Raw genomic sequence first — 21,964 nt, forward strand, 5'->3', positions numbered from 1 at the left:
ATGAGCGGAGTGATGAAATGAATGAATTCCCGGTAGTACTGGTCATTAACTGTGGATCGTCTTCAATTAAATTTTCAGTCCTTGATGCAAGCAGCTGTGATGTTTTAATGGCGGGAATTGCCGACGGGATTAATTCTGAAAACGCTTTTTTATCCATTAACGATGGAGAGCCAGTTAAGCTGGCTCACCGTAGCTACGAGGGGGCATTAAAGGCCATTGCCTTTGAACTGGAAAAACGGTCGTTAATCGACAGCGTGGCCTTAATTGGCCACCGTATTGCCCACGGCGGAAATATATTTACGGAGTCCGTGGTAATTACCGAGGAGGTTATTGACAATATCCGTCGGGTGTCGCCGTTAGCGCCGTTGCATAATTACGCTAACCTCAGCGGCATTGCCTCCGCGCAACAGCTCTTCCCGGGGGTCAGGCAGGTGGCGGTGTTTGATACCAGCTTCCACCAGACGCTGGCGCCAGAGGCCTATCTCTATGGGCTGCCGTGGAAGTATTTTGAGGAGCTCGGCGTGCGCCGCTACGGTTTTCACGGCACCTCGCATCGCTATGTTTCTCAGCGGGCGCAGAGCTTGCTGGCGCTGCCGGAAGCGGATTGCGGGCTGGTTATCGCCCATCTGGGCAACGGGGCCTCTATCTGCGCCGTGCGCAACGGACAGAGCGTGGATACCTCAATGGGGATGACGCCGCTGGAAGGGCTCATGATGGGCACCCGCTGTGGCGATGTCGACTTCGGCGCCATGGCATGGGTCGCCCGCGAAACCAACCAGACCCTCAGCGACCTTGAGCGGGTGGTGAACAAGGAGTCCGGGCTGCTTGGCATTTCCGGCCTCTCTTCCGATCTGCGGGTGCTGGAGAAGGCCTGGCACGCCGGTCATGACCGCGCCCGGCTGGCGATTAAAACCTTTGTCCATCGGATTGCCCGCCATATTGCCGGTCATGCCGCGTCGCTGCATCGTCTCGACGGGATTATTTTTACCGGCGGCATCGGTGAGAACTCGTTGTTAATTCGTCGCCTGGTGATTGAACATCTGGCGGTACTGGGGGTTACCCTGGATCCTGATATGAATAGTCTGCCCAATTCCCACGGCGAAAGAATTATTTCCACCGATTCCGCCCGGGTTATTTGCGCGGTTATTCCGACTAATGAAGAGAAAATGATTGCCCTCGATGCGATTCACTTAGGAAAAATTAGCGCACAAGTGGAATTTGCATAATTTATTTTTTGTTCTGTAGAGAGACTATTTTTCATGAAGGTAGATATCGATACCAGCGATATGCTGTATGCCGAAGCGTGGCAAGGTTTTAAAGGGACGGACTGGCAAGCAGAAATTAATGTCCGTGATTTTATTCAGCACAACTATACGCCTTATGAAGGGGACGAATCCTTTCTTGCCGAGGCCACGCCGGCAACCACCGCACTGTGGCAAAAAGTGATGGCGGGAATACATATTGAAAATGCGACTCACGCCCCGGTCGATTTCGATACGAATATTGCCACTTCGATTACCGCGCATGATGCCGGCTATATTGAACAGGAACTGGAAAAGATCGTTGGACTGCAAACGGAGCAACCGCTGAAGCGCGCGCTGCATCCGTTCGGCGGTATCAACATGATCAAAAGTTCTTTCGAGGCCTACGGTCGTGAAATGGATCCGCACTTTGAATATCTGTTTACCGACTTGCGTAAAACGCACAATCAGGGGGTGTTCGATGCCTATTCGCCGGATATGCTGCGCTGTCGTAAATCTGGCGTACTGACCGGGCTGCCGGATGGCTACGGCCGCGGACGCATTATCGGCGACTATCGCCGCGTGGCGTTGTACGGTATCCGTTATCTGGTGCGCGAACGCGAGCTGCAGTTTGCCGATCTGCAGTCCAACCTGGAGTACGGGCAGAATCTGGAAGCGACGATTCGCCTGCGCGAAGAGCTGGCGGAACACCGCCGCGCGCTGCTGCAAATGCAGGAGATGGCGGCGAAGTACGGTTGCGATATCTCCCGCCCGGCGCGTAATGCTCAGGAAGCGGTACAGTGGGTCTATTTTGCCTATCTGGCGGCGGTCAAATCGCAAAACGGCGGCGCCATGTCGCTGGGCCGCACCGCCACTTTCCTCGATATCTACATTGAGCGCGATTTCAACACCGGGCGCTTAACCGAGCAGCAGGCTCAGGAGCTGATCGACCACTTCATTATGAAGATCCGCATGGTGCGTTTCCTGCGTACGCCGGAGTTCGACACGCTCTTCTCCGGCGACCCTATCTGGGCGACCGAAGTGATCGGTGGCATGGGGCTCGACGGGCGGACGCTGGTGACCAAAAACGCCTATCGCTATCTGCATACGCTGCATACCATGGGGCCGGCCCCGGAACCAAACCTTACCGTTCTCTGGTCCGAAGCGTTGCCGATCGCCTTCAAGAAATATGCGGCCCAGGTCTCCATCGTCACCTCCTCATTGCAGTATGAAAACGATGACTTAATGCGGGTCGATTTTAACAGCGACGACTACGCCATTGCCTGCTGCGTCAGTCCGATGATTATCGGCAAGCAGATGCAGTTCTTCGGCGCGCGCGCCAATCTGGCGAAAACCCTGCTGTACGCGATTAACGGCGGCGTGGATGAGAAGCTGAAAATTCAGGTCGGGCCGAAAACGGCGCCGCTGATGGATGAGGTGCTCGACTATGACACGGTGATGGACAGCCTCGATCACTTTATGGACTGGCTGGCGGTGCAGTACATCAGCGCGCTCAACATCATCCACTATATGCACGACAAGTACAGTTATGAAGCTTCGCTGATGGCGCTGCATGACCGCGACGTGTATCGCACCATGGCCTGCGGCATCGCCGGGCTGTCGGTGGCGACCGATTCGTTGTCGGCGATCAAGTACGCGAAGGTGAAACCGGTCCGCGACCATACCGGGCTGGCGGTTGATTTTGTCATCGAAGGCGACTACCCGCAGTATGGCAACAACGATCAGCGGGTCGACAGTATCGCCTGCGATCTGGTCGAACGCTTTATGAAGAAGATTAAAGTGCTGCCGACCTACCGCAACGCTGTACCAACCCAGTCGATTCTGACCATCACCTCCAACGTGGTCTATGGGCAGAAAACGGGCAATACCCCGGACGGTCGCCGGGCCGGTACGCCGTTCGCGCCGGGGGCGAACCCGATGCACGGTCGCGATCGCAAAGGGGCGGTGGCGTCATTAACCTCTGTCGCTAAGCTGCCGTTCACCTATGCCAAAGACGGTATCTCCTACACCTTCTCTATTGTTCCCGCCGCGCTGGGCAAAGAGGAGACCACGCGCAAAACCAACCTGGTGGGGCTGCTGGACGGCTACTTCCACCACGAAGCACACGTTGAAGGCGGACAGCACCTGAACGTCAACGTGATGAACCGGGATATGCTGCTCGATGCCATCGAACACCCGGAAAACTACCCGAACCTGACGATTCGCGTCTCCGGCTATGCCGTGCGCTTCAATGCGCTGACTCGCGAACAGCAGCAGGATGTCATTTCACGCACCTTTACCCAGGCGCTGTAGCGCCGGAGGAACGATGAGAAAGATCATTGCAACCCCACACGCGCCGGCGGCCATTGGCCCCTATATTCAGGGCGTCGACCTCGGCTATCAGGTCATGACCTCGGGACAGATTCCGGTCTGCCCGCAGACGGGAAAGATTGCCGACAACGTGGCCGATCAGGCGCGTCAAAGCCTGGAAAACGTTAAGGCGATCGTGACGGCGGCGGGGCTGGAGGTGGGCAGTATCGTGAAGACCACCGTCTTTATTACCGACCTTAATGACTTTGCCACTATCAATCAGGTCTATCAGCACTTCTTTGATGAGCATCAGGCGACCTACCCGACGCGCAGCTGCGTGCAGGTTGCCCGCCTGCCAAAGGATGTAAAGCTGGAAATTGAGGCCATCGCGGTACGCGACCTCTGAGGCAGCGGCGGCGGGGCAAGCCTGTTTTTGCCCTGCCGCCCAACACCGGTGGCTCCTGCTCTCCACGCAACGGCAACCCGAGGATGGGGATATGATTAGCGCATTCGATATTTTTAAACCCGGTATTGGTCCTTCCAGTTCGCACACCGTAGGGCCGATGAATGCCGGAAAACGTTTTATCGACCAACTGGTGAACATGGGCGATATCGCGCATATCACGCGTATCGTGGTCGACCTCTATGGTTCTCTGTCGCTGACCGGTAAAGGTCATGCGACCGATGTCGCGATTGTTATGGGACTGGCGGGAAACAGCCCGCAAAATGTTGATATTGACGCCATGCCGGCATTTATTCAGCAGGTGATGCACAGCGGGCGTCTGCCGGTCGCTAACGGCGTGCAGAGCGTAGACTTTCAGATGGCGGACGACATCGTGTTCCACGCGCAAACCCTTCCGTATCACGAAAACGGGATGCGTATTACCGCCTGGAGTGGCGCGCAGGCGTGGGCGAGCCAGACCTACTATTCGGTCGGCGGCGGTTTTATCGTCGAAGAGGGGGCCTGCGGGGGAACGCAGGATGCCGACGTCCCGGTGCCCTATGATTTTCGCTCCGCCAGCGAACTGCTGCGGCTTTGCGAACACAACGGCCTGTCGGTCTCCGGACTGATGCTGCAAAACGAGCTGGCGCTGCGCAGTAAGGCGGAGATTGACGCGGGTTTTATGCATATCCACGCGGTGATGCGCGATGGTATCGAGCGCGGGATGAATACCGAAGGGGTGTTGCCCGGTCCGCTGAATGTCCCGCGTCGCGCGGCGGCGTTAAGGCGTCGGCTGGTTTCCAGCGATAGCCTCTCCAGCGACCCGATGAACGTCATTGACTGGATCAATATGTTCGCCCTGGCGGTCAGCGAAGAGAATGCCGCGGGCGGGCGAGTGGTGACCGCGCCCACCAACGGCGCCTGCGGAATTATTCCCGCCGTGCTGGCCTATTACGATAAATTCCGCCGTCCGGTTAACGCCGGCTCGCTGGCGCGCTATCTGCTGGCGGCGGGGGCGATTGGCGCGCTGTATAAAATGAATGCGTCGATTTCGGGGGCTGAAGTTGGCTGTCAGGGGGAGATTGGCGTCGCCTGCTCGATGGCGGCGGCGGGGTTGACCGAACTGCTTGGCGGCAGCCCGGCGCAGGTTTGCATTGCGGCGGAAATCGCCATGGAGCATAACCTCGGCCTCACCTGTGACCCGGTTGCCGGCCAGGTGCAAATTCCCTGTATTGAGCGGAATGCGATTAATGCGGTTAAGGCCGTCAATGCGGCACGTATGGCGCTGCGCCGCACCTCCGAGCCACATGTTTCGTTGGATAAGGTTATCGAAACGATGTACGAAACCGGCAAGGATATGAATGATAAATACCGCGAAACCTCCCGGGGCGGGCTGGCGATAAAAGTGCTCTGCGTGTAGGCCGTGCTGCAATCGCGGGGGAGGGCGAGGCCCGGTGGGGAGAATATCAGGAGGCGGCAGATTACCGCCCCCTGATATCTTATTGGCGGGAAAATCAGACGGTCAGCGCTTACAAAGCGCGTTGTTTCACCGCCGTTTTCATCGGAATCAAGGCAATCACCGCCGCGCCCAGCACGAGGAACCCGGCGACCATAAAGATACCGGCGTTGAAATTCCCCGTGACGTCTTTCAGCCAACCCATCAACAGCGGCCCCAGCGCCGCGCCGGTCATGCCGGTCGCATTGATGACCGCAATCCCCAGCGCCCGCGCACGCAGAGAAATGGACTGGTCAGGGGTAGTCCAGAAAATGACCATCGCGGCAAAGGCGCCGGCAGAAGCCATTACGATCCCGGTGAACTGCAGCAGCGGGTTGCTGCTGGAGGCGGTGAGCATCCAGCCCGCCGCCGCGAACAGATAGGGCAGCAGCGTATGCAGCTTACGCTCCTTCAGGCGGTCGGAACGCTTACTCCACCAGATCATCCCGACGATGGTACAGATTTGCGGAATCGCACTCAGGATCCCGATGGTGATATTACTGCTCTGCTCGTTGAAGCTGCGCAGAATCAGCGGCGTCCAGACGCTGAGGGCGCTCAGGGTATTGGTCAGGCAGAAATAGGCCAGCGTGTAGAGCATGATAACCGGGGTAAACAGCTCCCGCAGCATGCTGCGCTGAGACAGCGGCAGGCTGGCTTCGCTGAGTCGCGATTGCTGTACCGCCGCGCGGTCGGCATCCAGCATCTCTTTTAAACAGGCTTTATCATCGGCAGTCAGCCATTTGGCTTTATCCGGGCTGTCATCAAGCCAGAACCACACGACCAGTCCGAGCAGCACCGACGGAAACCCTTCCAGCAAAAAGAGCCACTGCCAGCCTTTCAGATTCAGCACGCCGTCGAGATTCAGAATATACCCGGAAGCCAGCGAGCCAAGCGCCATGGTGACGGGCATCGCAATCATAAACAGGGCATTGGCGCGGGCGCGGTATTGCGCCGGGAACCAGAAGGTTAAGTACAGCAACAGCCCCGGCAGGAAGCCGGCTTCGGCAATCCCCACCAGCATTCTCAGCGCGTAAAGACTGTTCGGGCCGGTGGCGAACATGGTGGCGGTGGAGGCTATTCCCCAGACCACCATCAAAATAGCGATCCAGCGGCGGGCGCCGACGATACTGAGCATGATGTTGCTGGGGATGCCGCAGATCACGTACATCACGTAAAACAGGGTGGTGGCCAGGCCGAACATGGTGCTGGTGAGCCCCAGATCTTTGCCCATGGTCAGGCCGGCAAAGCCAATGTTGATGCGGTCGAGGTAGGAGAATACGAACAGAATAAAAAGAAAAACGATTAAGCGACGAAATAATTTATTGATGACGGATTGCTGACGGGCATCCAAAGGTCTCGCCTCCGAGGAGGGCGGGACCAGTACCTCGGAGCGGGTCTGTTCCATTGAAGGACTATTGTTCATCAAAAGCTCCACATTGTGATTATTAGTATTGGTCAACAGGTCGGCTAAACGTATAGGAAACAGACAGGGATAACGTCAATTTAATGTTCAATAAATGATACAGAATTGTTACTTAATCGACATATTGGAATCATAATGAGAGCCAGATCGCCTGGGAATAATACGCCAGGGCTGGCATGTTCAGTCGGCGGATCTCGGTAGATTCGCACTCACGGTGAGGCAAAAAAAGCGCGGTTGCTGACCAGGTGCAGAGAGGCAGGGCGTGACAGGGACGAGGAAACAGAGAGGTTATGTGCAGTTGCGAAGAGAGCTGATACGGCTAATTACTTGAATATTCATGTAATTAGCCTGTGGCTCCACGCCCGTAACCGATGGGGGTTCCGCTTAAAAGCTATCGTCAGAAATATGATTCATTTTTATTATATTGCTACATAATAATGAAGCCGGTTTTAAAGCGCCGCGGCGACCGTCCGGCATCGGGAGATTCAGAACGGACTGTCATTGCGCGCGGTGACGGGCTCGCCGCTGACAGGGTGAACAAAATGCAGTTCGCTGGCATGCAACATGAGCCGCGGCGCGTGTGCGCTGCCCGGCCACGTCAGACCACCGTAGAGATCGCAGCCCAGGATCGGGTGCCCCAACAGTTGACAATGGATACGCAGCTGGTGGGTGCGTCCGGTTTCCGGGAATAGCTGTACCCGGCTCAGCGGCAGCAGGCTACCCTCTGCGCCTTCACGGGTAAGGCGTTCTGTCACCCGGTAGCGGGAACGGGCGGGCTTGCCGGTGATGGCGCAAATGGCCATGCGCGGAAAGCGGGCCGGATCTTTGGCAATGGCGGCATCGATTGCGCCTTCATCCTCACGCAGATGCCCGCACAGCAGGGCGCTGTATACCTTAGTCACCGAACGTTGGCTGAACTGATGGCTTAGCGCCGCATTAATGGTTTTATTCTTTGCCACCACCATCAGCCCGGACGTACCAAAATCGAGACGGTGAACGAGGGTACAGCCGGGAAATTGCTGCTCCAGCCGATGGTGCACCGAGTCGAGATTCTGCGGATTTTTCCCCGACAGGCTGAGCAGCCCGCTGGGCTTATTGATCAGCAGCAGGTGCTCGTCCTGATACAGGATGTCGATGGCTTCGTGGCAGGGGGGCGCAATAAACGTATCGACGATGGTGGACATGAGCAGGTGCCTGAAAAGGGTGGGGGCGGATAATAGCGAATTTTCCGCCCGCTGGCGATTGCTGCGGCACGACTCGGGGTTGCCGGCTGAAGCGGCCCGGACTCGCCGGGTCGCCGCAGCCAACGTTGTTACTGCTCGCGTCGGGCCATAAACTGCGCCAAATCGACCAGACGATTTGAGAAGCCCCATTCGTTGTCATACCACGCGAGGATCTTGACCATATTCCCGCCAATCACCAGCGTCGACAGGCCATCAATAATGGAAGAACGCGGGTCGCCCTGATAGTCGCTGGAGACCAGCGGCTCGTCGCTGTAGCCGAGAATACCCTGCAAGGGGCCAGCGGCAGCGGCCTGGCGGAATGCCTCATTCACCTCTTCTGCCGTCACGTCGCGCTCCAGCGTGACGGTAAGATCGACAATCGACACCACCGGCACCGGAACGCGCAGCGAGTAGCCGGTCAGACGACCATCGAGTGCCGGAATCACTTTACCCAACGCTTTGGCCGCGCCGCTGGAGTAGGGAACGATGGATAACGCTGCCGCCCGGGCGCCGCGCAGATCTTTTTCCGGCTGGTCATGTAGCGCCTGGCTGTTGGTGTAGGCGTGGGTGGTATTCATCAGGCCATGCTTGATCCCGAAATGCTGATGCAGAACCTGAGCGGCCGGGGCAAGGCCGTTGGTGGTGCAGCTGCCGTTGCTGACGACCGAATGCTGCTGCGGATCGTAAAGCGCGTGGTTAACCCCCATCACGATGGTTAAATCGTCATTCTTGCCGGGCGCCGAGATAATCACCCGTTTCGCCCCGCCGCTGTGAATGTGAACCGCCGCTTTTTCACGTTCGGTAAAGAACCCGGTGGCTTCGATGACGATGTCCACCCCCGCATCTCGCCACGGAATACGCGCCGGGTCACGTTCGCTATAGACGATGACGGGTTGGCCATCGACGCTAAGCTCTCCGTCGGCCGCCTCCACGGCCACCGGCAGGGTGCCCAGCAGCGAGTCATATTTCAACAGGTGGGCCAGCGTTTTGCTGTCAGTCAGATCGTTGATTGCCACAATCTGAATATCCGGATTGCCCAGCGCCGCGCGCAGGACGTTACGCCCGATTCTGCCGAAACCATTAATACCGACCTTAACCATGATCAACTCCTTATTTGTTGTCTCTGGTGGTACTTTAGGTTTTCGGCATTTCGGCGTAAATGACGAATAACGATCACTTTACGCCATTTTTCGGCAGTGAAAGCGCTGACGATATTCTCCCGGCGTCAGATGCAGCTGCTTTTCAAAGACCCGCCGCAGGTTGATAGCGCTACCAAATCCCGTTTGCTCAGCAACGCGTTCCAGCGTGTCGTAACTCTGCTCGAGCCGCTCTCTGGCGGCGGCAAGGCGCGCTTCGGCGACGTAGCGCGCCGGAGAGACCCCGGTTTCGCGGGTAAACACGCGGGTGAAATTGCGCGGGCTCATGGCGACCTTTTCCGCCAGGTTCTCCACACACAGGTTGCCGGTGAGGTTGTCGAGCATCCACTTCAGCAGATCGCCAATCGGCCCAGGGCTGTTGATTTGCCGCAGGTTATAGCGGCTAAACTGCAGCTGGCCGCCGGGGCGACGCAGGTACATCACCATATCCTGGGCGATATCGCGGGCGAGGCTAAAGCCGTAATCGTCTTCCACCAGGGCCAGCGTCAGGTCGAAACCGGAGCTGACGCCGCCGGAGGTCCAGATCGGACCGTCCTGAATATACAGCGGCCCGCCTTCCACCCGCACCGCCGGGAAGGCCGACTGCATAGCGTCCAGCAGCTTCCAGTGGGTGGTGGCCCGCCGGCCGTTCAGCAGACCGCTTTGCGCCAGCAACATCGCGCCGCCGCATACGGAGGCGATGCGCCGGGCGTGGGGCGCGGCAAGACGCAGCCAGTCGACAACGGCGGTACCTTCCTGCTCGTTTTGCCCTCTGCCGGTGATGATGATGGTATCGAGCGGTTCGCGCGGATCCACTTCGTGAAGGCGGTGGTCGGCAAGCAGATTCAGCCCGGACTGACCGTGGATCACCTGGTGGGGCTGGGTGGTGGCGACGGCGACACGATAACGCGGCGCCAGAGCGCCGTCGGCATGCAGCCGGTTTGCCTGCATCAGAATGTCGGCAATACCGGCGGACTCAAACAACATGCCGCCATCGGGGACGATAATCAGTATTTTCCTCATGTCCTGAAAAGTAAACCTTTAACAAAATAAGTCAACAGGCAAGGTGGGGGTTACTTCGTAAGGACGAGGGCAGGCTGCCGGCACATTCAGGCGCGGCTCTGGAAGAAGAAAAAGGGCATCAAAGCGACCATTGTCCATTGATGCCCGGGCGTTAACCCCGCTGGCGCACAGGGAGGGGGCCTGCCGTCAGGCAGTTAAAAGTCATACTGGAGGGCCAGACGATTTTGCCAGAAATTTTTATCCGAGGTGGAGTTGGTCTGTACGCCGGCAAAGTCCGTCAGACTCAGCCCGTTCAGCAGCCCTCCGAAACGATAGGTGCCGTAGATCAGGTATTCAGACTGGTGGCTGCTGGAAGCGCCTGCCGTCGGGGTTAAATCCATAAACGAGTAGCGGCTGCCGAGAGAAACCTGCTCCGTGGCGGCCCAGTTCAGATCGGTGGAGTAGGCGTTGCCGCTGCCCAGGTCCTGGGTACTGGTAAAGAAGGGCTGAGCGAAGTAGGGTCCGGAAGAGGTATTGTGTGCGTACGGCGTCACCAGGGCGCCGTTGCCATAAGCATTACCGTTGGCGGCGATGTGGTTATAATTCAGCGTCCACGCCAGAGACGGGAGCAGCTTCATACTGAACTGCGCGCCATAGCTGGTGCTGTTCACTTCGCCGGCCAGCGCTTTACCTTCGCTCAGGCCGCGAATGAACTGGAGGCCAATTTTGGGCGCCGTGGCATATTCGTTCCACGAGAGAAAACTGTCGGCATAGACGATCCGCGTATAGTCGTCATAGTTTTCGTACCACATCTGGGCGTTAACTTTGCGATCGCCAAACGGTATGGATCGCCCGCCGCCGACGCCCCACATCCCGTTGGTACTTTGCTCAATGTCGGTATAGGCGGTGGTATCCAGAAACTGGTCGTCGCCCCAGGGTTTATAGCGAGTGATTTTCGTGGCATGCAGGAAATTGTCGCTATCGCCATAGCTGGCATCAATCGCCCGAAAAAGTATTGGCGTAATGCGCCAGTCATAGTCGCCGATGAAAGGAATATTAATCCGCTGGTCGCCGGCGGTGATCCTGAACTGGTCATAATGCCAGCTGAGCCAGGCTTCGCCGACGCCGGTTTGATTGGGGCCGAGTTCGTTAACCAGATGGTCATCGTTATGGGAAATCCCGCGCTGGAGAATGCCGCTGACGCCGAGGCTGACGCCATAATATTCCGCCGTGGCATATTTTACGCTGCCGCCGTAGCTGACCGTGTCCTGCGATAGCCCTGAAACAAAATAGGCGTTATGGGTTGAATAATATAATGTGCGCAGGCTGCCGCTGACGCTACCGCAGGTAAAGAATTCGGTGAGTGAACCGGCGATACCGGATTCACAGTCGTGGGTTAATGGAATAGCGGCATGGCTGGCATGGATAAATACCCCCTGGGAAATGAGCAAGGCGCCCAGCGTCGCTCCACGGTATATGGTTTTGCGTTTCATTGACATCACCCTGTTAAATATCACTGCAATTTCGGAAAGAAAAATACCGGCCACGAATATGGCGGATAATCACCTTGTGCTTTTATTTTGTAGGGCGCCAGGTAGATGGCCTGAATTTTATTTATCGGTTAATGACAACGGGTTGCGGTCTAAGACTAACTGGTCGCGCAGTGCCCAGCCGCGCAGCTTGCCCGGATTTAGCAAACCATCGGGGTCGATATATTGTTTAACGGCCACGACATCCGGGCGAATAATTCCCTGCTTGCCATCTTCAACCTGAAAAACATGCGGGTTATTAATCTTGATATCGTTATCGCGAAATATCTGCATAATCTCATTGAGTCGCTCTTCTGTTGAATAACGCACCAGTTGCAGGCCGCTGGCGGTAATATTGCCATCATTATCGCGGAGGAATTCAATATGCGATATAACTTCCCCGGCGAAGCGCTGTTCCATCTGCAAAATTTGCTTCGGGAAGTGCTGATAATTAAACGCCGTTTGTAAGTAAGTCAGCGTATTGTCGACTTTGAGCGCATGTAGCGTGGTGTGGTTCCAGCAATATTCCATTAATGAGGTATGGCTCTCCCGGGCCTCATCGCTACTCTGGCGGATGGCATTTTCTCCCCGATGCTTCAGCATCAGACCGGTACAGAGTCCTTCGCTCTCCTCGGCGATAACGCTGATGACCGCGTGTTGCCCGGCCCGATAATGGCCGTTAAGGTGGCTAAAATAGTCGGGGATTGGCGCGGCAAGCAGCGCCAGCTGGCGCTTGACGAAACCGGGAGAACGGAGGCACTCGTTGGCATAATTCAGAGCATCGGCGAAGTCGTCAAACACATCCAGGCGTTCGATCCAGCGATGGACGGGGGCCAGCGCCAGTTCGACTTCAAGAATAATGCCGTTGCTGCCGTAGGCGTGGTGTAGCAGCAGCGCCTGCGGAGCCGGAATAGTCAACACCCGGGGGGACGCTTCAACGGTCATCACTTTGACGCTGAGCACGTTGCCGGGGGCAGCCAGGGGGCCGTAGTTAATGGAGCCGATGCCGCCAAAGCCGCCGCAGTAGAGGCCGCCTAAGCTGGCCAGACGGAAGGTTGACGGCATGCAGCGCAGCTCCCATCCGGTCGGGTGAGTGGCGGCTTCAATCTCCGCCAGGCGAATGCCAGCCTGGGCGCGCACCGTGCCGTTCTTGAGTTCGCAGATCCGGTTCAGGGCGGTCATATCGATCAGCACTCCGCCCTCAAGGGGCACCAACTGGCCATAATTACCGGTGGCGCTACCGCGCAGGGTCAGCGGCAGCTGCTGCGCTACGCAGGCGGCAACCAGCTGCCGCAGCTCTTCCTGGTCGCGCGGACGGACCACCGCGTCCGCCTGCTTTCCTTCCAGCTGCTGGTTGAGCACCGGGCTGAACCAGTGGAAATCGCGGGAAAGACGTTTGATCTTCGCTGGCTGTAAGGTCCACTCCAGTTCCGGTAATGCCTGCTGGATCAGCGCGACCGCCTGTTGACGTTGCTCACGAGTCATCATGTTTCTACCTGTTAATCATCAATACGTTAATGAGATTGCACCGCTTCGCTTTCATGCCATGCGCTGAGCGCCCGGCGCGATACCCACGACATCACGCCAAACAGCGCGATACCGGCGAGGGAAATTAACAGCAGAGCGGCAAACATCAGCGGGATGTCCAGCTGGTAACCCGCCTGCAGGATCTGATAGGCAAGGCCGGTATTGGTGCCTCCGGTCCCGGCGACAAACTCCGCCACCACGGCGCCGATCAGCGACAGGCCGCTGGAAATACGCAGGGCGCCGAAGAAATAGGGCAGCGCGGAGGGAATGCGCAGTCGCACCAGGGTTTGCAAGCGGCTGGCATGGTTGAGCCTGAAATAGCTCAGCAGGCCGGGCGACACGCTGCGCAATCCCTGGGTGGTATTGGAGATAATCGGAAACACCGCCATCAGGGTGGAGCACACTACCAGCGAGAGGGTGGCGTCCTTCACCCAGATAATGATCAGCGGCGCGATAGCGACAATCGGCGTTACCTGCAAGAAGACGATGTACGGAAACAGCGCGGTTTCCACAAAACGGTTCTGCACCAGGATAAACGCAATGGCGGTGCCGATGACGATCGACAGGAGAAACGAGATCAGGGTGATCTTCAGCGTGAACAGCAGCGACAGCAGCAGCGGCGTCAGATGCGTCCACAGGCTTTCCACCATCACGAGCGGGGAAGGCACCAGAAATTGCGGGATGCGGAAATAGCTGACCGCCCCCTGCCACAGCATAATCACCAGGACCGCGACGAGGGTCGGGTAGAGAATTTTGAGAAAGCGGGGATGATTAATCCACGGTGTTGATTTAGCGGCTTTCATATTATGGCTCCATACCGGATTGGCTTGCCTGTAAGAGGCTGTCCTGCAACTGCCGGGCATAGTGGGAAAATGTCGGGCTGACGCGGAACTCCTCGCTGCGTGGGAACGGCTCCCGGATGGCGATATCTTCGACCACCCGGCCGGGGCGGGCCGCCATCATAATCACCCGCTGAGAGAGGAATACCGCTTCATGGATCGAATGGGTGACGAACACCACCGTCAGGTTTTGCTCTTGCCAGAGACGCAGCAGATCGCTATCGAGCTTATTGCGCGTAATTTCATCCAGCGCGCCGAAGGGTTCATCCATCAGCAGCAGTTTTGGCCGCGTCACCAGACCACGGGCGATGGAGACGCGCATCTGCATGCCGCCGGAGAGTTCGCGCGGCAGGACGTTGGCGAACTTGCCCAGCCCCACCAGCTCAAGGGCTTCGCTCACCCGGGTGTTGGCTTCTGCTCGTGGGACGCCGGCAAGATCCAGGGGCAGCCGGACGTTGCTATGGACGCTGCTCCAGGGCATCAACGTGGCTTCCTGGAAGACGAAAGAGAGGGGAAGCTGGGCTTTTTCCCGGCTGTCGCGACGCCACAGCATCAGCTTACCGTCGCTGGGTTCCACCAGACCGGCGACCATCTTCAACAAGGTGCTCTTCCCGCAGCCGGAGGGACCGAGCAGGGTCACAAACTCGCCCTGATTGATGGTCAGATTGACGGGCAGCAGCGCCCGGGTGCCGTTGCTGTAAATTTTTTCCGCCGAGAGTACTTCGATGGCCGGCGTCGCGGGCGCCTGGGCGAAGCGACTGTCGCTCATGACGGTGAGTTTAGGGGCGGTATTCATGGCATGACTCCGGCATCTTTGACCATATCCAGGGTATAGGTCTGCTCAAAAGGTACTTTGCTGGCGTCGATCAGCTTGTTTTTCACCAGCATGTCCCAGGTTTTTTTCAGCCGCGGTTGGGTGATGATACCGATGCCGTCGGTCATCGCATCGCCGCCGGTGACCAGCTGATATTTCTTCATCTGGGCTATGCCAAAGGCGATCTGCTCGGCGCCCATTTGCGGGTTCGCTTTGCTAATCAGTTGATTACCGGCAATGGGATCCTGAAGATAGCTTTTCCAGCCTTCCATCGAGGCTTTGACGAATGCCGCTACGGCCGCCGGGCGCTTCTTGATGGTGTCGGCCATACAGATAATCGAGTTGCCGTAGGGAGGGTAGCCCCAGTCGCTGAGCGGATAGACGTAGAACGGCTGCCCCCCTTTGGCGACGGAGAACGGCTCGGAGGTTACGTAGCCCTGCTGCACCAGATTTTTATCCGCCAGGAACGGCTGAACGTTGAAGGTATAGGGGCGCACTTTGGTGTTGCCCAGCCCCAGTTCGCTCTTCGCCCACGGCCAGAAAGAGGTATAGGCTTCGGTAGCGAGCAAGAAGGTTTTATCTTTTAATTCTGCCGGGTTATTCACCTTATCATGGGTGATAAATACCGTCGGCGAATGCTGGAAAACGGTGGCGACGGTGACGGCGTGCACGCCGGCCTGCCAGGTCTCCAGCGCCTGGCCGTTATCGCCGAGGGTGCAGTCCGCCTGACCCGCCGCCATCAGTTGCATGACGTTGATCTGCGGGCCGCCCATTTTAATCTCGACATCGAGGCCGGCGTTTTTATACAGCCCCTTGGCCTGGGCCTGATAGAAACCACCGTGTTCCGCCTGGGCATACCAGTTGGTCAGGAAAGTAAATTTTTCCGCCGCGAGGCAGGATGCAGAGGCGGCGATGGCCGTAAGGGCCAGCATCGTGTAAGCCGGAGTACGCATATTTTTCATCAGAGTTCCTTTTACTCAGCAACGGAAGAGGAGGGGGCGGACTGCACAAAGCCGTTCCAGTGGTGTTTTCCCCAGCTCGCTTCGTGACGTACGACCCACTCCATGCGGTGGATTTCGCTAATCGCCTGCGCCCAGCTGACGGCCAGGGATTCGAGTAACCCCTGGCCCTGCTCCAGAGTCGCCGGGGTCGGGTCGCCGATAACGCCGCTGGGGCCAAAATCGAAGGAAGCCCAGGCCGCCGCGGGGCGGCCTTTTGACAGGGTCGGGCAGGGGAACGGCGGCGGAAAGTTGGCGACGGCGCGCTCCATATGAACGCACTCCGGCGCAAGGGCCAGCATTAGCGCCGTCTCGCTATGGCCCGCGTGCATCGCCATTTTTTGTTCCTGAGAGCTGAGAAACTGCTTTTCGCTATTGGGGACGTTGAACACGTCGTGCGCGATGATGATCATATCGCCATGACGCAGGCGCATTTCCCGGGAGGCCATCTGCAGCACCTGCGGCTGTCCGCCGTGACCGTTGATCATCAGTAGCTTGCGAAAGCCGGCGCGATACAGGGATTCGGCTATCTCAAGGAGGGTATGCAGCAGCGTGTCGCCGCTCAGGGTCAGGGTACCGGGAAAATGCAGATGCTCGTCGGACTTTCCGTAGGTAATCGGCGGGATGGCGTAGGCCGGGATATCCGCCGGCAGCCGGGCGAGGGCATGTCCCGCCACGCCGGAAGAGATCACGCTGTCCACGGAACAGGGCAGATGCGGACCGTGTTGCTCGATGGCTCCGGTGGGGAGCACGATAACCGTATTGCTTTTGTCCGGCAGGGCGGCAATCGCCGTCCAGCTCAGAAAAGGGAGAAAGCGCTCTGCAGGAATATAACCGTTGATCATCGCTGTGCCTCTGGGTCGAGAATTATTGGGGTAACCAGACCGTCGCTTCGACTTCAATCAGCACCGTGGCGTCGGGCAGCATTTCGCTGACCTGTACCACGGTCGACACCGGCGGCTGGTCGGGGTAAAACAGCTTTCTTACCCGGCTGTAATAGGGAAAATGGTCGAGGTTGCGAAAGTACTGCACCAGCTTGATGACGTCGCTCATCTGCCCGCCCGCGGACTCCACGGTCCGGCGGATGCTTTCCAGCACGTACCAGCTCTGGGCCAGAATCGGGCCCTGTTTGGCATCCGTCGAAAACTCGCCCGTTTGCCCCAGCAGCTCCCGCACCTCCTCCGGCACATCCTGAAAGCCGTTGACGATGGTGCCGTTCAGCGGATTGACCGGAATAATGCCGGAGAGAAAAATAAACTCGCCGGCTCTGCGCCAGGCGGCATACCGCGCCAGCGGAGCGCCCGCGCCTGCTTCAAGACTCATACGTCATCTCCTGTCGCCACACCCGCTGGTGGGTTAACCTGCCGCGGTTAATCACCAGACGAGCTGCACTGTTTAAAGGCCAGGTAAACCTGTCGCTACCCGGGAAAATCACCACGCTGGCCGCGTTGCCGACGGCGAAAGGCGCAGCGTCTGCCGGCGCACCGGTTAACGCCGCCCGATCGCAAATCAGCTGCGACTGACGGTCGAAAACGTCGCTGAGCTGGGCGCTGAACAGGCCGCAGGCCAGGGTATCCAGCGGGTCATAGCTCCCCGCCGGGCAGAAAGCGTCCTGCACATTGTCGCAGCCGAGGAGGGTGGCAACGCCGGCGCAGCGGGCCTCCTGAAGCAACGTGATCCCCCGCTGGCGCGGCGTGCGGCCAGTAACCGCATCCTGTAGCAGCAGGTTGGTCATCGGCAGGGCGATAAGGGTGACGGAGTGGGCCGCCAGCTGGCGCAGGATCTTCTCCGCCTGCTCTTCGCTGCCGCAGGCCAGGGCGCAGCCGTGGCTGCAGCAGAGGCGTCCCGGAAAAGCGTGGCGGGAGAGGTACTCCGCCAGCCAGGCCAGCCCCCGCGGATTGTCGCTGAGCTCCTCATCGATATGCAGATCCAGATCCAACCGCCAGCGCGTCGCGCTGCGCAGCAGGTTTTCCATCGCCGCGGGATCCCAGTTAGAGGAGTGGACAAACCCGCCGAGCAAGCAGCCCTCGCCGCCTTCGGCCACCGTCTGCGCGATGGCCTCCGCGGCGGCCGGATCGGCAAACAGTCCCAGCGGCACCAAAGCCACCCGCTCGACGCTGATGCCGGGATGGTCCAGGCGGGCGATCTCCTGCCAGGCGTCAGGCGCGGCGGCGGTGAACCAGTCAATATGGGTGCGCAGATGAGTGACGCCATTGGCCGCCGCCCGGGCCAGTGCGGCGGACGCACGGCGCTGGAGATCCTGTGCGGTCCAGTGCCGGCGATCCTCGTGCATGGCGCGAATAGCGGCCAGTAGACCGGGTTCCGACGGACGGCAGCGTTCAATGGTATAGGTCTTATCCAGATGGGCATGGGGTTCAACAAGGCCGGGCAGCGTCAGCGCTCCACCGAGATCCCATAAGCCGTGATTCGCCTGGCCGGATGGCGCTATCGTCGCGATCTGCCCGTCGGCAAAGGTCAGGTCCGCGGTCAGCGGCGTGCCGTTATGCTCCGTTGGCCAACCCGCAGGTAGCGCCCATGCCGGGAGACGGGCGTTGCTGACGCCGGCAAGCGGCGTGTGGGGGGAGGGAATGTGCATCGTCGCTCTCCTCACAGGTCGAGAACCAGAACCGGCGTTTTCGCCCGCGAGCAGCACAGGGTAATCTGACGGTTCCCGGCTTTTTCTTCCGCCGTCAGGACGCTATCCCGGTGCTCAGGAATGCCGTCGATAACGTCGGTAATACAGGAGCCGCAGATCCCCTGCTCGCAGGAGAGCATGACCTCGACGTTGGCGTGCAATAATACCTCGGCGATGGTTTGTTCCGGCGCAACCTGCAGGCGCTGGCCGGTTGACGCCAGCTCAATATAAAAACCTTTATTCTCCGCATCATGATTCAGCCCGCCGGAGGTAAAACGTTCAAATGAGAATTGCGAGGCCTGCCAGCCATATATTGGCATCATATCCTGTAGCCGCTGAATAAAGCCGTCCGGGCCGCAGGCAATGACCGCCGTATCGACGTCAGGCGCGGTTAAACAGGCGGGGATCTCCCGGCGCAAAGAGTCACCCTCGTCGCTGCAATGGATAACGATCTTTCCCGTCGCAGAGAGCCGCTCCAGCCGCGCGGCAAAGGCCACGTGACGGGCGGTGGAGACATAATAATGTATTTCAAAATCAATATGTTGCCGTGCTATCTCTTCAGCCATCGCCAGCAGAGGAGTGATACCGATGCCGCCGGCCAGCAGCAGGTAACGTCCGGCTGCCGGCAGTGGAAAATGGTTGCGTGGACGGGAGATGGTGAGTCGGTCGCCGGGCTTAAGCGCATGATGCAAATAGCGGGAGCCGCCGGAGGAGATATCTCCCAGCTTGACGCAGACTTCATAACTCTGGCGGTGGTCAGGCATCCCGCAGAGGGAATATTGCCGCGGGCCGACGCCCGGAATCATAATATCGATATGGGCTCCCGCAGAATAGCCGGGTAATATTTTCCCGCCTTCGGGAATAAATTTTAATGACAGATTACTCTGCCCGTTCAGGCTTATTTCCTTGACCGATACAGGAATCAGATCGCCGTCTTTCATTAACGTTTACCATCCCATATTAAGCTGTCTGCAGGGCGGCCTGAGTCAGCGAAGGGAGAAAATGCCCTGCGCCGTAGGCTGTCCGCCAGGTGAGTTAATTGGTGAAACGATTGTTTCTCCGCTATGAATGCTACGGTATTGTGATAAAACTGTTGCGTCCAGAGCTTTGATTCGCACAACCCGTTGCAAAAAAGAGAGCACCCAGACCATGTTTGCATTCTCCCGTTTTCTGCTGTATTTCACCGAAGTGGCCCGTCAGGGGTCGTTTCGTAAAGCGTCAGAGGCGCTGCATGTCTCGGCGTCTTCCATCGATCGTCAGATTTTGCGCGTCGAAAATGAGCTGGCGATGCCGCTATTCGAGCGCCATCCGACGGGACTGCGCCTGACGGCCGCCGGGGAGCTGCTCCTGCACGCGGCAAATAACTGGAAAAAGGACTTTACCCGGGTGTGCGAGCAGCTGGATGACCTGCGCGGGCTGCGGCGCGGGCATGTGCGCATCGCCACTATCGATGCCATTAACCGGCATTTCTTTTCGGCGATGCTGAAGGAGGTGCATAACCATTATCCCAACATTTCGTTTACATTAACCACCATGAACAATATCAACATCCAGCAGGCGCTGATCTCGGGCGAGGCGGATTTTGGTATCATGCTCAACCCCCAAAGTTCCCGCGAACTGCAGGTCCGGGCTTTTGCCGAAATGAATATCGGGATCGTGGTGCCCAAAGGCCACCCGTTGGAAAGCCGCAGCACCGTACGATTTAATCAGTGCATCGAGTACCCGTTTATCATTCCTTCCGCGCCGCTGATGATCAGCGAGCCGGTGGAAGCGCTGGTGAATATCAGCGGCAATGAGGTTAGGGAAGTGGCTGTTTCTAATAACATTCATATGATAAGAACCCTGATAAAAGAGCAGATGGGAATCGGCATTTTGTGTCGTCTTGATATTCTGGATGAGATTCAGTCCGGCCAGCTGGCGTTTATTCCGTTGACCGATCCGCAGCTTAAACCCTTCACGCTGGCGCTGTGCGTATCCCCCGCCCGGCAGCTGTCGCTGGCTGCCTCCATGATGCTCAAGCAGCTGGAAATTCTCTTCAGTCAGATTTGATACCCGGCACTAAAACAATCCACTAATGCACCATTATGGTGCGCTTTGTGTGTTGATGAATCAAAGGTTGCATAAGCGGGTCGCTGGAACAGCGCATTCCTGCGGGGGCGTCGTGAGATGACGGATGCCGATCGTACCTGGCATCGTTTTTGTATAACGGAATATGAGTAGAAGCGGTCAGTACGATTTATCCGTACGGGACATTGCTCAGTAACCATTTCGCGGTTCAACGTTGACCGGGGTGGGAGGCTGAGCCGTTGTCCGCTCGTCCTCTTTCCCGGCGTTATGAGGAGAGGGGCAATGAAAATACGTTCACGCACTCCCTGGGGCTACCGTGTGCTGGGTCTGGTGGCCCTGAGCGGTATGTCTCTGGCCGTTGAGGCCGAGGAGAAAATTGTTTTGCTGACCTCCTGGTACGCCCAGGCGGAGCAGGGCGGCTATTATCAGGCGCAGGCGACGGGGATCTACAAAAAATATGGCCTGGAGGTCGACATTCGCTCCGGCGGCCCCCAGGTTAACGGCATGCAGCTGCTGCTATCAAAACGGGCGGACGTTATTATCGGCTACGATCTGCAGCTGCTGGAAGGCATTCAGCGGGGATTCCAGGCCAAAGCCATTGCTGCTCCCTTTCAGTATGATCCCCAGGGACTGCTGACCCATACCGATGTCGCTTCACTGGAGGGACTGAAAGGGAAAACCATTCTGGTCTCCAGCTCCGGTCAGGCAACGTGGTGGCCGTGGCTGAAGGGGCAGTATCAACTGAATGATGCCCAGGCCCGACCCTATACCTTCAATATTCAACCCTTTGTCGCGGATGACAACGTCGCCCAGCAGGCCTACGTCAGTTCCGAGGTTTTCCAGGTGCAAAAGGCGGGGGTGAAATCAAACTTCTTCCTGTTTTCCGAACACGGCTATCCCCCCTACGGCGGCATTCTGATTGCCCGTCCGGAAACCATCGCCGACCGTAACGCGGCGCTGGCAAAGTTTGTCCGCGCGTCGATGGAAGGCTGGGTGAGCTACCTGAACAACCCGGCCCCGGGAAATGCGTTGATTAAAAAAGATAACCCCAAAATGACCGACGATCTGCTGGCCTGGGCCGTCACGCAAATCCGCCAGCATCATCTGATTGATGGCGGCGACGCCGCCAGCGAGGGCTGGGGGACGATGACGGAAACGCGCTGGCGGAAGACCCGTGATTTTATGGTCAGCGCCAACCTGCTGGATGCCGCTACCGACTGGAAGCAGGCCTATACCACCGAGTTTGTGCAGACTATGCAGATTAAACCCTGAGGAGTGACGCT

19 protein-coding genes are annotated in these 21,964 nt (G+C 58.0%); 6 read left to right on the top strand and 13 right to left on the bottom strand.

The genetic code is table 11. The annotated features are described in order from the left end of the window. The first annotated feature begins 17 nt into the window (after positions 1-17). The 4 genes from tdcD to tdcG all read left to right on the top strand — a co-directional run bounded on the left by tdcD (position 18) and on the right by tdcG (position 5,413). Complete coding sequence (tdcD, locus tag AC236I_RS09640; RefSeq protein WP_004863687.1) at positions 18-1,226, top strand: propionate kinase; 1,209 nt, start codon at positions 18-20, stop codon at positions 1,224-1,226. A gap of 33 nt (positions 1,227-1,259) precedes the next feature. Beyond that, on the top strand, positions 1,260-3,554 hold the full coding sequence (gene pflB, locus AC236I_RS09645; protein ID WP_004863684.1) for a formate C-acetyltransferase: 2,295 nt from the start codon (positions 1,260-1,262) through the stop codon (positions 3,552-3,554). Between the two features lie 13 nt (positions 3,555-3,567). Then, a complete protein-coding gene (locus AC236I_RS09650) occupies positions 3,568-3,957 on the top strand; it encodes an enamine/imine deaminase (protein ID WP_004863682.1) in 390 nt (129 codons plus the stop codon). Between the two features lie 91 nt (positions 3,958-4,048). Continuing rightward, the gene (gene tdcG, locus AC236I_RS09655) at positions 4,049-5,413 is read left to right on the top strand and encodes an L-serine ammonia-lyase (protein WP_071359568.1); all 1,365 of its coding nucleotides are present in this window, start codon (positions 4,049-4,051) and stop codon (positions 5,411-5,413) included. A 109-nt stretch (positions 5,414-5,522) separates the two neighbouring features. On the opposite strand, the gene hpaX is transcribed toward tdcG, so the two are convergent. The 13 genes from hpaX to AC236I_RS09720 form a co-directional block, all read right to left on the bottom strand. Next, a complete protein-coding gene (gene hpaX / locus AC236I_RS09660) occupies positions 5,523-6,893 on the bottom strand; it encodes a 4-hydroxyphenylacetate permease (RefSeq protein WP_032717131.1) in 1,371 nt (456 codons plus the stop codon). Between the two features lie 503 nt (positions 6,894-7,396). Continuing rightward, on the bottom strand, positions 7,397-8,095 hold the full coding sequence (locus AC236I_RS09665; RefSeq protein WP_032717132.1) for an RluA family pseudouridine synthase: 699 nt from the start codon (positions 8,093-8,095) through the stop codon (positions 7,397-7,399). Between the two features lie 128 nt (positions 8,096-8,223). Further along, positions 8,224-9,234 (bottom strand): type I glyceraldehyde-3-phosphate dehydrogenase, encoded by a 1,011-nt coding sequence (gene gap / locus AC236I_RS09670; RefSeq protein WP_064358981.1) that lies wholly within the window; start codon positions 9,232-9,234, stop codon positions 8,224-8,226. Positions 9,235-9,312: 78 nt separating this feature from the next. Then, the gene (locus AC236I_RS09675) at positions 9,313-10,293 is read right to left on the bottom strand and encodes a GlxA family transcriptional regulator (protein WP_487608778.1); all 981 of its coding nucleotides are present in this window, start codon (positions 10,291-10,293) and stop codon (positions 9,313-9,315) included. A gap of 194 nt (positions 10,294-10,487) precedes the next feature. Continuing rightward, a complete protein-coding gene (locus tag AC236I_RS09680) occupies positions 10,488-11,765 on the bottom strand; it encodes a hypothetical protein (RefSeq protein ID WP_004863666.1) in 1,278 nt (425 codons plus the stop codon). Between the two features lie 117 nt (positions 11,766-11,882). Next, positions 11,883-13,289 carry an FAD-binding oxidoreductase gene (locus tag AC236I_RS09685; protein WP_487608779.1) on the bottom strand — a complete coding sequence of 469 codons (1,407 nt, stop codon included), beginning with the start codon at positions 13,287-13,289 and terminating at the stop codon, positions 11,883-11,885. Positions 13,290-13,315: 26 nt separating this feature from the next. Continuing rightward, the gene (locus AC236I_RS09690) at positions 13,316-14,131 is read right to left on the bottom strand and encodes an ABC transporter permease (RefSeq protein ID WP_004863661.1); all 816 of its coding nucleotides are present in this window, start codon (positions 14,129-14,131) and stop codon (positions 13,316-13,318) included. Between the two features lies 1 nt (position 14,132). Then, entirely contained in the window at positions 14,133-14,963 is an 831-nt protein-coding gene (locus tag AC236I_RS09695; protein ID WP_004863658.1) for an ABC transporter ATP-binding protein, read from the bottom strand. Further along, on the bottom strand, positions 14,960-15,943 hold the full coding sequence (locus AC236I_RS09700) for an ABC transporter substrate-binding protein (protein ID WP_004863655.1): 984 nt from the start codon (positions 15,941-15,943) through the stop codon (positions 14,960-14,962). Before AC236I_RS09700 ends, AC236I_RS09695 begins: the two co-directional genes overlap by 4 nt. 11 nt (positions 15,944-15,954) lie before the next feature. Further along, the gene (locus AC236I_RS09705) at positions 15,955-16,824 is read right to left on the bottom strand and encodes a creatininase family protein (RefSeq protein WP_136342587.1); all 870 of its coding nucleotides are present in this window, start codon (positions 16,822-16,824) and stop codon (positions 15,955-15,957) included. A gap of 22 nt (positions 16,825-16,846) precedes the next feature. Further along, positions 16,847-17,302, bottom strand: coding sequence for a RidA family protein (locus AC236I_RS09710; RefSeq protein ID WP_004863650.1), 456 nt, complete (start codon positions 17,300-17,302; stop codon positions 16,847-16,849). After that, entirely contained in the window at positions 17,292-18,575 is a 1,284-nt protein-coding gene (locus AC236I_RS09715) for an amidohydrolase family protein (RefSeq protein ID WP_004863646.1), read from the bottom strand. The genes AC236I_RS09710 and AC236I_RS09715 overlap by 11 nt, the downstream gene beginning before the upstream one ends. Positions 18,576-18,586: 11 nt before the next feature. Continuing rightward, positions 18,587-19,555: a PDR/VanB family oxidoreductase gene (locus tag AC236I_RS09720; RefSeq protein ID WP_032717140.1), complete on the bottom strand. Its 969-nt coding sequence runs from the start codon at positions 19,553-19,555 to the stop codon at positions 18,587-18,589. A 208-nt stretch (positions 19,556-19,763) separates the two neighbouring features. On the opposite strand from AC236I_RS09720, the gene AC236I_RS09725 reads away from it, so the two are divergent. Both AC236I_RS09725 and AC236I_RS09730 read left to right on the top strand, forming a co-directional pair. After that, positions 19,764-20,663, top strand: a complete 900-nt coding sequence (locus AC236I_RS09725; protein WP_004863639.1) for a LysR family transcriptional regulator — start codon at positions 19,764-19,766, stop codon at positions 20,661-20,663. A 300-nt stretch (positions 20,664-20,963) separates the two neighbouring features. Further along, positions 20,964-21,953 (top strand): ABC transporter substrate-binding protein, encoded by a 990-nt coding sequence (locus tag AC236I_RS09730; RefSeq protein WP_004863635.1) that lies wholly within the window; start codon positions 20,964-20,966, stop codon positions 21,951-21,953. The last annotated feature ends 11 nt before the right edge of the window (positions 21,954-21,964 follow it).

The sequence above is a fragment of the Klebsiella sp. Sb-30 genome, assembly GCF_057652795.1.

Coding starts and splice junctions, on each gene's coding strand:
- hpaX (WP_032717131.1), bottom strand. CDS start 6,893: ATGGAACAGACCCGCTCCGAGGTACTGGTCCCGCCCTCCTCGGAGGCG.
- AC236I_RS09680 (WP_004863666.1), bottom strand. CDS start 11,765: ATGAAACGCAAAACCATATACCGTGGAGCGACGCTGGGCGCCTTGCTC.
- AC236I_RS09730 (WP_004863635.1), top strand. CDS start 20,964: ATGAAAATACGTTCACGCACTCCCTGGGGCTACCGTGTGCTGGGTCTG.
- gap (WP_064358981.1), bottom strand. CDS start 9,234: ATGGTTAAGGTCGGTATTAATGGTTTCGGCAGAATCGGGCGTAACGTC.
- AC236I_RS09705 (WP_136342587.1), bottom strand. CDS start 16,824: ATGATCAACGGTTATATTCCTGCAGAGCGCTTTCTCCCTTTTCTGAGC.
- tdcD (WP_004863687.1), top strand. CDS start 18: ATGAATGAATTCCCGGTAGTACTGGTCATTAACTGTGGATCGTCTTCA.
- AC236I_RS09650 (WP_004863682.1), top strand. CDS start 3,568: ATGAGAAAGATCATTGCAACCCCACACGCGCCGGCGGCCATTGGCCCC.
- AC236I_RS09725 (WP_004863639.1), top strand. CDS start 19,764: ATGTTTGCATTCTCCCGTTTTCTGCTGTATTTCACCGAAGTGGCCCGT.
- AC236I_RS09690 (WP_004863661.1), bottom strand. CDS start 14,131: ATGAAAGCCGCTAAATCAACACCGTGGATTAATCATCCCCGCTTTCTC.
- AC236I_RS09675 (WP_487608778.1), bottom strand. CDS start 10,293: ATGAGGAAAATACTGATTATCGTCCCCGATGGCGGCATGTTGTTTGAG.
- AC236I_RS09715 (WP_004863646.1), bottom strand. CDS start 18,575: ATGCACATTCCCTCCCCCCACACGCCGCTTGCCGGCGTCAGCAACGCC.
- AC236I_RS09710 (WP_004863650.1), bottom strand. CDS start 17,302: ATGAGTCTTGAAGCAGGCGCGGGCGCTCCGCTGGCGCGGTATGCCGCC.
- AC236I_RS09685 (WP_487608779.1), bottom strand. CDS start 13,289: ATGATGACTCGTGAGCAACGTCAACAGGCGGTCGCGCTGATCCAGCAG.
- pflB (WP_004863684.1), top strand. CDS start 1,260: ATGAAGGTAGATATCGATACCAGCGATATGCTGTATGCCGAAGCGTGG.
- tdcG (WP_071359568.1), top strand. CDS start 4,049: ATGATTAGCGCATTCGATATTTTTAAACCCGGTATTGGTCCTTCCAGT.
- AC236I_RS09700 (WP_004863655.1), bottom strand. CDS start 15,943: ATGAAAAATATGCGTACTCCGGCTTACACGATGCTGGCCCTTACGGCC.
- AC236I_RS09665 (WP_032717132.1), bottom strand. CDS start 8,095: ATGTCCACCATCGTCGATACGTTTATTGCGCCCCCCTGCCACGAAGCC.
- AC236I_RS09720 (WP_032717140.1), bottom strand. CDS start 19,555: ATGAAAGACGGCGATCTGATTCCTGTATCGGTCAAGGAAATAAGCCTG.
- AC236I_RS09695 (WP_004863658.1), bottom strand. CDS start 14,963: ATGAATACCGCCCCTAAACTCACCGTCATGAGCGACAGTCGCTTCGCC.